This window comes from Virgibacillus dakarensis, assembly GCF_900155625.1.
Classification (GTDB): Bacteria; Bacillota; Bacilli; order Bacillales; family Amphibacillaceae; genus Lentibacillus_C; species Lentibacillus_C populi.
In genome coordinates this window covers 475,338-491,078 of sequence record NZ_LT732554.1, presented here as the reverse complement: position 1 = coordinate 491,078, position 15,741 = coordinate 475,338, and the positions used below count along the sequence as shown (strand labels likewise).

Here is a 15,741-nt window from a genome sequence, read left to right as displayed (position 1 = left end):
AATTTTTATTTAAAAGTATGAAAGCGATTACTTATAGGGAATAGGCCCTAAACCCAGTCTGGTTAGGGGTTTTGGAAACTTCAGTATACGAAATATTCAGTTTCCGAAATAAATTATTCCCCTATTACCAATAGTTTTTTTAAAAAAAGTAATGAAATAATTTTGAAATGATAGTATAATAAATAGGGCAGATAATTTAACTAACAATGTGAATTATCTGTTAAATTAGAGAATACCAGGGAGGGTCAAATTAATGAATTGGAAGAGATGGTCTTTACTTCTAATGCTTGTATTTGCTATGGGTATCTTTCTTGCAGCTTGTGGCGGCGGGGATGATAAAGCAAGTAGTGACGATGGCGGAGACAAAGCTAATCAGGAAGAGAAAGGCGACAGCGGGGAAAGTGGTGATGAAGCGCTTGCTGCCGATCAAACGTTTAACATCAATATCAAAACAGAACCACCTTCATTACATCCAGGTAAATCATCTGATACAACCTCAAGTTCGGTACTTGACCAGGTCTTTGAAGGGTTAACACGTGTAAACCAGGATGGCGAGCCGGAAAAAGCAATGGCATCAGATATCCAAATTTCTGATGATGAAAAAACATATACATTTACCATTCGTGATGATGTTAAATGGTCGAATGGTGACCCTGTAACAGCACAAGATTTTGAATACGCATGGAAATGGGTACTTAATCCGGATAGCCCTGATACAGATTATGCTTATCAATTGTACCCAATCAAAAATGCCGAGAAAGCAAAAAGCGGTGAAGTATCACTTGATGAAGTAGGTATTACAGCAAAAGACGATAAAACATTGGTTGTTGAACTTAACCAGCCGACTGTTTATTTTCTTGAGTTAACCGCATTCCATACTTACTACCCATTAAACAAAAAGGTTGTTGAAGGTAATGATGAATGGGCAGTAGATGTCAGTGAAGATTATGTGACTAATGGACCATTTTTGTTAGAGTCATGGGACCATAAAAGTCAAATCGTGTTAAAGAAGAATCCAGATTATTGGGATGCAGAAAATGTTAAGCTAGAAACGATTAACATGTTTATGATTGAGGACGAAGCAACAGAACTAAAAATGTATGAAAATGGTGAATTGGACTGGGCAGGATCACCAACTGGAGCTATCCCGCTTGCTGCAATTCCTTCGTTAAAGCAGGATGGTTCACTAAATATTTCACCTAAGGCGGGTGTTTACTACTATTCCTTCAACACCGAGGTTGAACCATTTACCAATGTAAACATCCGTAAAGCGTTTGCCTTGGCCATTAATCGTCAAGGAGTTGTCGAGAACATTACAAAAGGTGAACAGCAACCAGCGATGGCTCTAGTACCACCTTCTATCTGGGAAGAGAATAAAGAGGGCTACTTTAAAGACAATGATGTTGAGAAAGCGAAAGAATACCTTGAAAAAGGTATGGAAGAGCTTGGTATTGATAAACTGCCAACGATCAAACTCACCTATAACACAGACGAAGGGCATGCAGCAATTGCGCAGGCAGTTCAAGATATGTGGAGAGAGAATCTTGGTGTTGAAGTAGAACTGAATAACGAAGAATGGAACGTGTTCCTTGATACGATGGGTGAAGGAAACTATCAGGTTGGACGAATGGGGTGGATTGGCGACTTTAACGACGCCATTAACTTCCTGGAAATCTTCCAAACTGTAGGCGGGAACAACTACACGAACTGGGAGAATAAAGAGTATGCTGAGCTGTTAGAGAAATCGAGAACGGAAACAGATCTTGAGGCACGTAAAGACCTGCTTCGTCAAGCAGAAGAAATCTTTATGGATGAAATGCCATTAGCTCCAATTTATTTCTATACAAATGTATTTGTCCATCAGGATTATGTAAAAGGAATCCAGGTAAACCCAGTCGGCAGCTTTAATCTGAAGTGGGGTTATATTACAGAACATTAAAATGTACTTTAAACGTACAAATAAGTTAACTAAATATAAGGTATATAGAATTTCTATATACCTTATATTGGTGCTTATTTGTTTAAGATCCAAAATATGATAGATGAGCATCATGAGACGAAGCTCCTTTAAGTGTGGTAAGCGCTTTCAACAAAACCCGCTTACCCGTAATTTACTGTTTAGCTTATGGTTAATCAGTAGAGTCATGTGAATGGTTTGTTAAAGGGGATGGAATTCACCCCTATTTTTGTGGACAGGAATTTTGGAGGTGTGATTTCTTGGCTAGATACCTGCTAAAACGATTCGGTTTTATTTTAATTTCATTATTTTTCATTGTAACAATTACATTTTTTCTCATGAAGGCAGCCCCTGGTGGTCCGTTTGCATCAGAGAGGAAGCTGCCGCCGGTGATTGAGGAGCAAATGAACGAGGCATACGGCTTGAACGATCCGATTTATCAACAATACTTTGACTACCTTGTAAGTACGGCACAATTTGATTTTGGCCCGTCGTTTAAATACGTCGGACAAGATGTAATGGATATTATCAGCAGAAGTTTTCCATTTTCCCTCATTTTGGGATTAGAAGCAATATTTATTGCGGTGGCAGTAGGCGTATTACTCGGAGTTATAGCGGCTCTGAGGCATAACCAGTTCGGGGATTATGTGGCAATGGTTATTGCTGTGCTTGGCATATCGGTGCCGAGTTTTATTATGGCAACGGTACTGCAATATATTTTTGCCATGAAGCTGCAAATGCTGCCGGTTGCTAGGTTTGAATCATTCGCCCATACCATTTTGCCGGCAATTGCGCTCGCCACCACACCGCTCGCTTTCATTGCCAGGTTAATGCGTTCCAGTATGCTTGATGTATTGAATGCGGACTATATTAAAACGGCTAAATCGAAAGGGCTGGGAAAACGGATTGTTACATATAGACACGGACTCCGGAATGCGATTCTCCCGGTTGTTTCCTACATGGGACCGTTAGTTGCATCTATACTGACAGGAAGTTTTATAATTGAGCGAATATTCGGTATACCTGGGTTAGGCAATGAGTTTGTTGTTAGTGTAACTAACCGGGATTATACCGTCATCATGGGGACAACTGTATTCTTTAGTATTATTTTGCTTATAACTATTCTTATCGTTGATTTGGTATACGGGCTGGTCGACCCCCGAATTAAAGTTGCCAGTAAGGGGGGGAAGTAATTCATGGAACAATTAAAGTTAAACCAACGTGATTTTGAACAAATTGAACGGAAACAGGAAGATGCTGAAAAAATATCGGGAGAAAGTACTTCGTTTGGAAAGGATGCTTGGCGCCGTTTTAGAAAAAATAAATTAGCAATTGCCGCAGTCGTTGTCATTGTGTTGCTTGGGATCATGTCCTTTATTGGGGCTCCTATTTCCGGTGAAAACTACTTCAAAAATGATTTAATGCAATCTAATCAGCCTCCATCGTCAGAACATTGGTTTGGCACCGATAACCTTGGACGGGATGTGTTTGCCAGAACATGGTACGGGGCAAAAATCTCTTTATTTATCGGCTTAATGGCTGCCTTTATTGACCTCATCATTGGGGTTATTTGGGGTGCTGTTTCCGGATTTTTTGGCGGTAAAATCGATGAATATATGATGCGGATCGCTGATATTTTATATGGGGTTCCATATTTGCTGGTCGTTATTTTACTAATGGTTATCATGCCACAGGGGCTTTGGACACTAATCATTGCCATGACCATTACCGGGTGGATTAATATGGCAAGGATTGTCAGAGGACAGGTCATGCAGCTAAGATCAGAGGAATATGTAATGGCTTCACAATCACTTGGTGCAAGTAGTTCCAGAATAATGTTCAGACACCTGGTGCCTAATACACTCGGGCCGATTCTCGTCACCTTGACATTGACGATTCCAAATGCGATTTTTACGGAGGCATTTTTGAGCTATTTGGGACTTGGTGTGCCGGCACCACTGGCAAGCTGGGGAACCATGTCGTCAGATGCATTGCCAGCTCTGGAGTATTATCCGTACCAGTTGTTCTTCCCGGCATTTTTCATCTGTTTAACGATGCTCGCCTTTAACATTATTGGTGATGCAATGCGTGATGCATTAGATCCAAAAGAACGTAAATAAGGAGAGAAATAAATAAATGGATAAAATTTTGAAAGTGAATGATTTATCCGTCTCGTTTGACACATATGGTGGTGAAGTCAAAGCCGTCCGGGGTGTGACATTTGAACTAAAGGAAAAGGAAACATTAGCCATTGTCGGCGAATCAGGGTCAGGAAAAAGTGTTACGGCACAATCACTTATGCGATTAGTTCCAATGCCACCGGGAAAATTCACCGGTGGATCGATTGAATTTAATGGTGAAAATATTGTTGAGAAATCTGAAAAACAAATGGAAAGTATCCGTGGAAAGGATATCAGTATGATTTTCCAGGACCCAATGACATCGTTAAACCCGACGATGACAGTGGGCAAGCAAATAGCAGAAGGGCTGATTAAACATCAGAACATGTCGAAAAAAGAAGCATATCATCGTGGTGTGGAGTTATTAAAGCTTGTAGGTATTCCAAATCCGGAAGCACGAATCAAACAATACCCGCATCAATTTTCTGGTGGAATGCGGCAGCGAGCAATGATTGCTATTGCGCTTGCTTGTAACCCAAAAGTGTTAATTGCCGATGAGCCAACAACAGCTTTAGATGTAACCATTCAGGCACAAATCCTGGACCTGATGCGTGAACTTCAGGATAAGACAGGTACAGCCATCATCCTAATTACCCATGACCTGGGGGTAGTTGCGAACGCGGCACATCGGGTTGCTGTCATGTACGGTGGAAAAATTGTCGAGACAGGTACAGTGGATGAAATTTTTTACAACCCAAAGCATCCGTATACTTGGGGATTATTAGGCTCAATGCCGAAGCTGGATGGGGGAAGTGAAGAATTACAAGCAATTCCCGGGTCACCACCGGATTTGGCTGATCCGCCGAAGGGATGTCCTTTTGCAACGAGATGCCCGTATGCGATGAAGGTATGTGAGGATCATATGCCCCAGTATACGGAAGTTTCGGCTTCACAAAAAAACGCATGCTGGTTATTGGATCAACGCGCACCAAAAGTGGATATTCCGGACACAGCTATTGTAGGAGGTACGAAAGTCCATGGATAACCAACGTGAAAAATTACTTGAAATTAAACATTTGAAAAAGCATTTTAAAATAGACCGGAATAGTTACTTGAAAGCCGTTGACGATATTAGCTTTGATATTTATAAGGGAGAAACATTCGGACTGGTAGGTGAATCCGGATGTGGTAAATCTACTGCCGGGAGAACAATACTAAGGCTATATGAGGCAACCGATGGTACCGTTAATTTTTACGGAGAAAATGTTCACGGGAAAAAATCAAAAAAAGAGCTGAAGAAATTTAACCGGAGTATGCAAATGATCTTCCAGGATCCGTATGCTTCTTTAAATCCGCGAATGACGGTTAAGGACATTATTGCAGAAGGTATGGATATTCATGGGCTCGTAAAAAACAAACAAGAACGAACAAGTCGGGTAAACGAGCTACTGGAAACGGTCGGTCTAAACAGTGATCACGGAAATCGTTACCCGCATGAATTCAGTGGTGGGCAGCGGCAACGGATTGGAATTGCCCGGGCACTGGCAGTTAATCCTGACTTTATTGTTGCCGACGAGCCTATTTCCGCACTGGATGTATCGATTCAGGCGCAAGTTGTTAATTTATTGAAAAAATTGCAGCATGACCATGAATTAACGTTTCTTTTTATCGCGCATGATTTATCAATGGTCAAACATATTAGTGATCGTGTCGGAGTGATGTATTTAGGAAACATGGCAGAAATTGCAACAAGTGATGATTTATATGCCGAACCGCTTCACCCATACACCCAAGCTTTATTAAGTGCAATTCCCATTTCCGATCCGGAGGTGGAACGAACGAGGGAAAGAATTGTCATTGAAGGTGATGTTCCCAGCCCGATAAATCCACCAAGCGGATGCCGATTCCGAACAAGATGCCCATTCGCAATGGATGTTTGTGCCAGTGTTATACCTGATTTTCAAGAATACAAACAAGATCACTGGGTCGCTTGCCACTTATACGACGATCGTTATAATGAAGAATATAAAACAAAAGGAAATTAAGTAAATTGACCCACTGGATGCAATCTAGTGGGTCATTATACCTTTTTAAATCATTAAATAATCCCCGGTTTTTTTGTTTTTTCTAGGAAATTAAACACAAATTTCAAAAAAATGATATAAAAATGTGAAAAAAGGCTTGTTAACAATCTGAAAATAATTTATACTTGAACAAATAGTTGTTATATTACAGGAATGTTACGATTTAATTAAAATATAGTAGTAGTGGCATCGCTTTTTTTACTGCAAATGTTTGCAATCTTGATACTTTTACATAAAGGGGGAAGAGTGGTTGGTACTCAATCAGTATGACAACGACCTGCTCAAAATAAAGAATTTACATACGGGATTTATTATTGATGGCGAATTACATAATGCAATAGTAGATGTGAATTTAGATGTTAAACCGAAAGAAGTTGTTTGTGTTGTTGGGGAGTCAGGCTGTGGAAAAAGTGTTATGTCACTATCGGTCATGCAGCTATTGCCTAAACAAAACTCGAAAATTTCAGCCGGTGAAATTTTATTCAATGGGGAAGACTTGACAAAAAAATCGGATAAAGAAATGAACAAGGTACGCGGCAAGGAAATTGCAATGATCTTCCAGGAACCAATGACTGCGTTAAATCCAGTATTTACGATTGGCTCGCAGTTAATGGAAGTATTGTTTAATCATCTGGAGATTTCTAAAAAAGAAGCACGTGAAAAAGCGATTGTTTTATTAAAGCAGGTTGGGATTTCCCGACCGGAGAAAATTATTGATGAATACCCTCATCAGCTGTCGGGCGGAATGCGGCAGCGTGTCATGATTGCAATGGCAATTGCCTTGCACCCCAAATTACTTATTGCGGATGAGCCAACGACAGCACTGGACGTTACGGTCCAAGCCCAAATATTGGAATTACTGAAAGATATTCAAGATAAAGAAGATATGGCGATTATGCTGATTACCCACGATTTAGGTGTTGTAGCGGAAATGGCCGATCGGGTCATCGTCATGTATGCCGGGCAAGTAGTGGAAACGTCCAATGTTGTTGAATTGTTTACCAAGCCAAAACATCCATATACCGAGGCATTGCTAGGCAGTATTCCCAGAATGGATCAGGACGAGGAGAAACTGAATTCGATTGAAGGGGTGGTTCCATCACTAGAAAATATGCCACAGGTTGGCTGCCGGTTTGCCGATCGGTGTCCAAAGGCGTTTGGTGATTGTACGAAGGTTACCCCACAGCTTGCCGAAGTAGCAGACGGACAATACGCACGGTGCCTCCTTTATGATGCATGCTATCCAGACACAACAGCAGGTAAAAAGGAGGAAGTGAAGTTATGAGTGAGCAGGTAGTATCGGAAAAGAAGAAAAAGGATTTATATAATAAAGAAGTACTGCTTGAGGTTAAGAATTTAAAAAAATATTATCCTGTAACCGCTGGATTTTTTCAACGAAAAGTTGGCGATGTAAAAGCAGTAGATGATATAACATTATCGCTTAAAAAGGGAGAAACCTTTGGACTTGTGGGTGAATCGGGATGCGGCAAATCTACAGCCGGAAGAACATTATTGCGTCTGACAGATCCAACAGAAGGGCAGATTATCTTTGATGGCGAGGACATTACCAACTTGCGTGGATCAAAACTTAGAAAGGCAAGAAGGAATTTCCAGATGGTTTTTCAGGATCCATACGCATCATTAAATTCCAAGATGATGGTAGGGCATTTAGTAGATGAACCATTACGAAATTATACGAATAAGTCCCATAAAGAATTAAGAGAAGAAGTAAAAAAGTTATTGAAAAGAGTCGGATTACGCGCAGAGGACTATTACAAATATCCGCATGAGTTTTCTGGTGGACAACGGCAGCGGATTGGTATTGCCAGGGCTCTAGCCTTGAATCCAAAACTAATTATTGCTGATGAGCCGGTAAGCGCATTAGATGTATCCATCCAATCGCAAGTCCTTAATTTGTTAAAAGAATTACAGGATGAATTTGATTTAACCTATTTGTTTATTGCCCATGACCTGAGTGTTGTGAAACATATGAGTGACAGAATTGGCGTGATGTACTTAGGGCATATGGTGGAAGTTGGCGATAAAGAGGAAATTTATCATGAACCGCTACATCCTTATACGCAAGCTCTAACCTCGGCAATTCCAGAACCAAATCCATTACATAAGAAGGAACGAATTATTCTGGAAGGGGATGTACCTAGCCCGCAGAACCCACCTACCGGCTGTGTGTTTCATACAAGATGTCCGGTTGCAATGCCAAAATGTAAAGAAATTGTACCGCAATTGAAGGAGGTGAGGCCTAATAGACAGGTCGCATGCCTTTTATATGAAGAAGAAAACAAATAATGACAAAGGGGGAATCATTGTTGAATAAGAAATTTTTGTTTTTATTAGCATTTGTATTTTCGTTATCACTGGTATTGGCAGCTTGTAGTAATAATTCTTCAGGTGATGGTAAAAAAGATGCAGACGCAAAAGAATCGAAAAGCGGTGAGGAAGGCGGAGGATCCATCACTTATGCCGTAGACCAGGCTCCTGAAGGTTTATTTATTCCTGGTTTTGCGGGAAGTGCGATAGATAGCCAAATAAATGATTTTATCCATGAAAGTATGCTGGACGTTAATGCGGACATGGAGTTCCAACCAAACCTTGCCAGTTGGGAAACGGAGGATAATAAGGTATTTACATTTACGCTTGAAGAAGGCGTGAAGTGGCACAATGGTGAAGAACTGACAATGGATGACTGGCTTTTTGCGATTGAAGTCATCGCGGATCCTGATTATGATGGTCCACGTTACGATATGGTGAGCCATATTGAAGGGGTAGAAGAATACCATAACGGGGAAGCAGACACGATTTCCGGGTTTGAGGTAAAAGACCCATACACTGCGGTAATTACCTTTAAGGAAGCAAAGGTCAACAATTTGGAGAACTTATGGATTGACCCAATGCCTAAAAAGGAATTGGAAGATATCCCTGTAGCGGATTTATCATCGTCAAAAGAAGTTCGCGAAACTCCAGTTGGGCTGGGGCCGTTTAAAGTAAAAGAAATTAAGCAGGGCGAGTATGTGAGCCTAGAACGATATGATGATTATTGGCAAGGTAAACCTAAACTTGATGAAGTACTTGTTAAAGTGGTAGACCCATCATTGATACAAGGTTCTTTCCAAAATGGAGAAATCGATATTATGGAAGTCAATCCAGATGACGTTGCAGAACTGGAAAAAATGGAACATATGAAGGTTGAGGAACAGGCAGGACTTGGATATTCGTATATTGGTTTCCGTTTTGGTCACTATGATAAGGATAAAAGACAAGCGGTTGCCGACTTTGATAAATATGCTAATAAGGAATTACGCCAGGCAATGTTTTACGCCCTTGACCGCGAATCGCTTATTAATTCTTATCTAGCCGGTAAAGCGAACATTGTTAATACACCAATTCCTTCTGTACACTGGATTGTAGCAGACGAATCAGAATTAACGCAATATGATTATGATCCAGAGAAGGCGAAACAACTGCTTGAGGATGCGGGCTACGTTGATACGAACGGTGACGGATACAGAGAAGATCCGGATGGAGAGGAATTCGTCGTAAAATTTGCCCATTATGCTGGCCCGTCAGCATTTGAAGGACGTACACAGGCGATCATGCAAAACTGGGAAGATGTTGGCTTAAAAACAGAATTAGCAACAGGACAATTGATCGAATTTAATACGTATAATGAAATGAAAGATAATGACGATAAAAATATTGAGGTATTCTTCGGAGCGTGGCTAGTAGGCTCAGATCCAGATCCATCTGGTTTATGGCATAGTACATCTGAATGGAACTATGGCCGCTGGGTAAATGAGGAATCTGACAAATTACTTGATGATGGACTAAGTGAAAAGTCGTTTGATAAAGACTACCGCAGAGATGTATATATTAAATGGCAAAAATTGTACAATGAAGAGCTTCCGGGGCTTCCGCTTTGGGAAAACGTTGACCTGTACGGTATTAATAAACGTGTAGAGGGAGTAACGATTGATGCGAATGGCTTACATGACTTCCACGAGTGGACAGTAACTGACTAATTAGTTCAATGGTTGAAATTGCAGATAAGGAGAAATGAATATGCTAGCTTACACCTTGCGCAGACTTCTTTCCATGATTCCTTTGTTAATCCTTATCTCCGTTGTTGTATTTTCCCTGGCAAAGCTAATGCCAGGGGACCCCTTTTCGGGGGAGATTGATCCAAACAACACCAGCGTGGAGTATATTGAGGAAATGAGGGAAGAGCTCGGGTATAACGATCCGATTGCTATCCAATATCAAAGATGGGTTACTAATTTTGTACAAGGAGATTTAGGGAAGTCGACAACTTATAAAAAACCAGCTTTAGATGTCATTTTAGATCGATTACCAAATACAATCTTTCTAGCACTTACAGCATTAATGATTACATATGTGGTAGCGTTTATTTTAGGAATGTATTCTGGCAGGAAGCCATATACACTCGGCGATAATTTAATTGCTACATTTAACTACACTGGTATAGCAATCCCGCAATACATTATTGCTATCATTGCCATTTACTTTTTTGCGTTTCAATTAGGCTGGTTTCCATCAAGTGGTTCTATTACTCCTGGCCTTGAAGAAGGATCACTGGAATTTTGGAGTAACAGAATACATCATGTTGTGTTACCGGCCATTACATTAGGTTTGTTTTCCACTGCTTCATACACACAGTTTCTCCGCAACGATATTATTCAAAATAGCGGAAAAGACTATGTTCGCAGCGCAAGAGCAAGAGGAACAAAAGAATCAATTATTTACAATAAACATATTTTGAGAAACTCGATCATCCCGCTTATAACGTTTTTTGGATTCGACTTGGCAACATTAATTGGAGGAGCCATTATAACCGAAACGATTTTTACATACCCCGGAATCGGCATGTTGTTTATTGATTCGGTTACGACAAGAGATTATCCCGTGGTCATGTCCTTAACCATGTTGTTTTCTTTGCTGACTTTAGTGGGTAACTTGGTCTCTGATTTACTATATGGAGTTGTCGATCCTAGAATTCGTTATTAAGGAGGGAGTTGGAAATGGAACCAGTAATGAATACGTCATCAAAGAATGTGGAAAAACAGAAGTTTGACTCAACCTGGACGATAGCCAGAAAGAAATTTTTCAAAAATAAATTGGCTATGACAAGCCTGATATTCCTTGTGTTTATGATAGCTATTTCATTCTTGGCACCTTATCTTCTGAGTATGGATGACGTTACAAGAATCAATTTGGCAGAAATAAACCAGGAACCATCCAGTGATCATTGGCTCGGAACGGATAGAAATGGCAGAGATGTTTTTGCAAGGACACTTTACGGCGGAAGAGTCTCATTGACCATCGGATTACTGTCTATGGTTTTCGTTACCTTGATCGGTTCATTTTTTGGATCAATTGCCGGGTATTACGGTGGGTGGGTTGACAATCTTTTAATGCGGTTTACGGATTTTGTATTAACCCTTCCATTCTATGTTTTTGTTATTGTTTTAAATGCAATTATGATGGGTTTTGGTAAAGTAACTGGCATGTGGAGTTTGATTATCGTTTTCAGTTTACTGGGATGGGGGAGTGTAGCACGGATTGTTCGCAGTAAAATTCTTGCAGAGAAGGAAAATGAATATATTCTGGCAGCTACTTCCATTGGGTGTAAGCCATCTAAAGTAATTATCAAACATTTGATCCCTAATGTGTTGACTACGATCATTGTACAGGCAACGCTGTTACTGGCGGTTTATATTGTGGCTGAAGCTGGTCTTAGTTTTATTGGTGTCGGAGTGCCTCCGGAAATACCAAGTTGGGGAAACATGTTAATGGAAGCTAGAGAAACGGATGTATTACAAAATAAATTATGGATTTGGGTACCGCCGGCAGTTTGTATTACGTTTACGATACTATCTATAAACTTTTTGGGTGAGGGATTAAAAGATGCTTTAGATCCAAAAGCTAAAAAGTAAGCTTTAGGAATACAGTTTAATTGTATTACGTTACCTTTAACGTCATCAGGTTAGATATAGCAAATAGCGATATTGAGTTACTAGTTCTCAATATCGTTTTTTATTTATAGATACTAAATTACTTTGTTTGGACATAAAAATTAGCAATCACAAATATCTATTTAAGATTAAATTTAAAAGCTGCAATTACTGACTGAAAAGAAAAATAAACATATAAGGGTCATATTTATTGTCGGGAGTTATACATATGTGAATATTGAAGTTTTTGTCCCAGCGTAAGTTTTATATTTTGCCGAGTAAAAAGGAAACCATCCTAAGGGGGAAATGCCTTTGAAAAAGACTGGGTTGTTGGTAACTCTTATTCTCTTCATATTGTTTGGAATTACCGCCTGTACGGATAATCGATCGAGTAAAGGGGTAGACGAACAGGAAATAACTGATAACAGTAACCAAGCAGCAACGAAAGAAAATACAAATAAACCCAAGTCAGGAGGAACGGTCACTTTTGCGGCTACTAAACCGTTTGATTCGTTATTGGAAAGAGGGTTGTTCGAACACAAAGAAGACGAACTGATTCTCAATTTTATTTCGGATAGTTTGGTTGACAAAAGTGATTCATTGGAGCTTAAGCCAGGTATGGCTGATTACGTAGTCGATAAAAATGCAAAAACGGTTACTTTTACAATCAAAGATGGAATCAAGTGGCATGATGATACACCACTAACTTCTGCGGATATTGCATTTGCTTACGAAGTTATTGCACATCCCGATTATACCGGATTACGTTATGCAAACGTATCTATGATTGAGGGGGCACAAAGATATCATGAAGGTAAGGCTGACGGTATCTCAGGTATTGACATTGTAAACGATAAAACAATTACGTTAAAACTAACAGATATTGCTCCTAATACGATGTCAATACTGTGGAGCTATCCAATGCCGAAACATTATTACGAGGATATTCCAATAAAAGAGTTAGCTGAATCGAATGCAGTAAGCAAAAATCCAATTGGAACCGGTCCGTTTAAAGTAACGAATATTGTTCCAGGTAAAACAATAGAATTGGAGAAATTCAATGATTACTGGAGAGGTGAACCGTATTTGGACGGCATTACCTTCAAAGTTATAGACGATTCACAAACTACAGAGGCACTTAAAAATGGTAAAGTGGATATCATGGCTATCCCAGACAGTAAATACAAGGATGTTAAAGCACTTGACAATGTAATTTTAAATGAAGAAATTTCATTAGAATATTCCTATATCGGGTTTAAGTTAGGCCATTGGGATAAGGAAAAGGAAGTAAATGTAATGGATAACCCTAAATTTCAGAACAAAAAGCTTCGTCAAGCGATGGCTTATGCGCTTGATCGCCAAGGAATATTGGATTCATTCTATAATGGATTAGGTGAATTAATCGAAGCACCAATACATCCAGCTAGCTGGGCAAGCGCTGATGAATCAGAACTTACAGTATATAATTATGATCCGGAGAAGGCGAGAAAGTTACTTGATGAGGCTGGTTATAAAGATGTGGATGGTGATAAATGGCGCGAGGATCCAGAGGGGAAAAAGTTCACGATCAATTTTGATGCCGCTTCTGGTTATGAAATTTCCAAACCACGCACAAACTATATCATCAAAAATTGGCAAGATGTTGGCCTTAACGTTAGACTAAACGGCGGACTTAAGGAATTAAACTTGTTTTATGATGTAATTGAACATGATGAATCAACTGTTGAATTATTCTACAGTAAATGGGATCTTACAGGTGATCCCGACCCAACAGGTTTGTGGAGATCTGACGACTACTGGAATTTCAGTCGTTGGGTAAACGAGGAATCTGATCAGCTAATTGAAGAGGGCTTAAGCGATAAAGCGTTTGATGAAGGGTATCGTAAAGAAGTGTATGTGGAGTGGCAAAAAATCCTAAATGAGGAATTACCAAACATTTTCCTATATGCACCAGCAGATGTATATGCTGTTAACAAACGCTTGCAAAGTGTTCATACAAACGCATTTACATCACAGGTTGATACACATTTGTGGTGGGTAACGGAGGGTAAAGAATAGAACCTTATGAAATAGGGAAACTATGATAAATCTTGTGAATTTAGTCGGGGTTATCAGCAAATTTATAATGGTTAAGTGATCTTTATTGAAGCTGGATTGGTACCGGATAGTTAAATAGGATAAATTAATTCTAATGCTAAAAAGCTGTGTCATTATAAACCTCAAGCCTTTTTACCCGACTTTTCTTTTAGATAAACCGGTTCTATTTTACTGAATTTAACACTGAATCTTTTAAATTTGATGATGTAAATCCCTGGAACAGCAAGCATGGCTACTCCCAGTCCAAGCGCAACTTTTGATGTAGTAACCTCGGGAATTGCACCAGCCAGAAATGTTCCCAGCATTGAAAATATCCCGCTTACTACATAAGTGGCGCTTCGGACTCTTGATAAAAATTCATCTGGAGTAATTCCTTGATGAACTGCTCCTTGCACTACAAATGCCATCGAAAGGGCACCGTCAAAAATCAGCATACCTAAACACATAACTAAAAACTGATTCGTTATGAGAATGATCAACACGCCTAAGGAAGATATTAGAAGCAACATACTAAACAGGAGTAGCCAGTTAGCATTTTTAAACCATTTCATCATAAAAACGCCAATGATATTCCCAACTCCGGCACTGGATAAAAGGATTCCAATTAATTCCTCAGAAAGATCAAATGACAGTCTAGCGTGGAATATAACGGTTAAAACGATAAAAACGGTAGAAAATCCTAAGATACACATGACCAAGGTACTTATTAACTGGGGCGGATTCGCAACAAGATAGTTGAGCCCTTCTACCGACTGGCGTATAAAGTCATCGATCCTGGATTTCATGAAAACATGTTTCTTCCTATAGTCGGTTGTTTTTTCCCGGTGTTTTACAATTAAAATAAATATCATTGAAAAAATGAAAAGAAAACCACATAACGCTAAGGTAATACCTGCCCCGGCCGCAGCTAATAAAGCCCCGCCAATTGCCGGCCCTATTAAGGTACAAATAGCATCTGCTGCCTCTAAACTGGTGTGCGCTTCCAATAACTTTTGTCTTCCTGCAACATTTGGGATCATTGTATTAAAAGCAGTCCTGCTTATTAGAGCCAGAATTCCCATAAAAAACAATATAAAAGCAATAAATACCTCATTCGCCTGATTTTGAAAAATAAAGTAGGCCAGCAAAAAATTGCAGAAAGCGTATAGGAAATAGCATGTGGCAGCTAATCTCACTTTATTTTTCCTTTCTGCCCAAGTGCCGATAGGGATTGCAAATAATACAGTTCCTAACTGCTGGGAAAGTGCCACAAGGCCGGTAATCAAGGGAGAACTTGTTAATCCTAAGACGACTAATGGTATCACTAATTCACTAAATCGGCTATTTAAAATGGAAATAAAATTAGAAAACCACATAGATAAAAAATTTCTATTGGTTAGTAATATTTTCATCATCTAAACTCCCAATAAACATATTTTTAAAAACAGAAGCCGGTCGGGTTCTGGTATTCCACTTTAATCATCCCATGTTGGCTTAAAACGTGTTTTATGGCTTTA

Annotated in this window: 12 protein-coding genes; 11 read left to right on the top strand and 1 reads right to left on the bottom strand. The window is 39.6% G+C overall.

Annotated elements, in window-relative coordinates:
• Window positions 1-253 precede the first annotated feature (253 nt).
• The 11 genes from CZ382_RS11915 (at window position 254) to opp4A (CZ382_RS11865) (ending at window position 14,206) form a co-directional block, all read left to right on the top strand.
• Complete coding sequence (locus CZ382_RS11915; RefSeq protein WP_088051448.1) at window positions 254-1,939, top strand: peptide ABC transporter substrate-binding protein; 1,686 nt, start codon at window positions 254-256, stop codon at window positions 1,937-1,939.
• A gap of 278 nt (window positions 1,940-2,217) precedes the next feature.
• Window positions 2,218-3,150, top strand: coding sequence for an ABC transporter permease (locus CZ382_RS11910; protein WP_088051447.1), 933 nt, complete (start codon window positions 2,218-2,220; stop codon window positions 3,148-3,150).
• Between the two features lie 3 nt (window positions 3,151-3,153).
• Complete coding sequence (locus CZ382_RS11905) at window positions 3,154-4,077, top strand: ABC transporter permease (protein WP_088051446.1); 924 nt, start codon at window positions 3,154-3,156, stop codon at window positions 4,075-4,077.
• A 16-nt stretch (window positions 4,078-4,093) separates the two neighbouring features.
• A complete protein-coding gene (locus tag CZ382_RS11900) occupies window positions 4,094-5,122 on the top strand; it encodes an ABC transporter ATP-binding protein (protein ID WP_088051445.1) in 1,029 nt (342 codons plus the stop codon).
• On the top strand, window positions 5,115-6,122 hold the full coding sequence (locus CZ382_RS11895; protein WP_088051444.1) for an ABC transporter ATP-binding protein: 1,008 nt from the start codon (window positions 5,115-5,117) through the stop codon (window positions 6,120-6,122). Before CZ382_RS11900 ends, CZ382_RS11895 begins: the two co-directional genes overlap by 8 nt.
• A gap of 289 nt (window positions 6,123-6,411) precedes the next feature.
• A complete protein-coding gene (locus tag CZ382_RS11890; RefSeq protein ID WP_088051443.1) occupies window positions 6,412-7,446 on the top strand; it encodes an ABC transporter ATP-binding protein in 1,035 nt (344 codons plus the stop codon).
• The gene (locus tag CZ382_RS11885) at window positions 7,443-8,468 is read left to right on the top strand and encodes an ABC transporter ATP-binding protein (protein WP_088051442.1); all 1,026 of its coding nucleotides are present in this window, start codon (window positions 7,443-7,445) and stop codon (window positions 8,466-8,468) included. The genes CZ382_RS11890 and CZ382_RS11885 overlap by 4 nt, the downstream gene beginning before the upstream one ends.
• A 20-nt stretch (window positions 8,469-8,488) precedes the next feature.
• Window positions 8,489-10,198, top strand: a complete 1,710-nt coding sequence (opp4A, locus tag CZ382_RS11880; RefSeq protein ID WP_235000422.1) for an oligopeptide ABC transporter substrate-binding protein — start codon at window positions 8,489-8,491, stop codon at window positions 10,196-10,198.
• A gap of 40 nt (window positions 10,199-10,238) precedes the next feature.
• The gene (opp4B, locus tag CZ382_RS11875; RefSeq protein ID WP_088051440.1) at window positions 10,239-11,201 is read left to right on the top strand and encodes an oligopeptide ABC transporter permease; all 963 of its coding nucleotides are present in this window, start codon (window positions 10,239-10,241) and stop codon (window positions 11,199-11,201) included.
• 14 nt (window positions 11,202-11,215) lie between these two features.
• The gene (gene opp4C, locus CZ382_RS11870; protein ID WP_088051439.1) at window positions 11,216-12,130 is read left to right on the top strand and encodes an oligopeptide ABC transporter permease; all 915 of its coding nucleotides are present in this window, start codon (window positions 11,216-11,218) and stop codon (window positions 12,128-12,130) included.
• A gap of 324 nt (window positions 12,131-12,454) precedes the next feature.
• The gene (gene opp4A, locus CZ382_RS11865; protein WP_088051438.1) at window positions 12,455-14,206 is read left to right on the top strand and encodes an oligopeptide ABC transporter substrate-binding protein; all 1,752 of its coding nucleotides are present in this window, start codon (window positions 12,455-12,457) and stop codon (window positions 14,204-14,206) included.
• A gap of 161 nt (window positions 14,207-14,367) precedes the next feature.
• Here opp4A (CZ382_RS11865) and CZ382_RS11860 read toward each other — a convergent pair whose 3' ends face one another.
• The gene (locus CZ382_RS11860) at window positions 14,368-15,639 is read right to left on the bottom strand and encodes an MFS transporter (protein WP_088051437.1); all 1,272 of its coding nucleotides are present in this window, start codon (window positions 15,637-15,639) and stop codon (window positions 14,368-14,370) included.
• Between the last annotated feature and the right edge of the window lie 102 nt (window positions 15,640-15,741).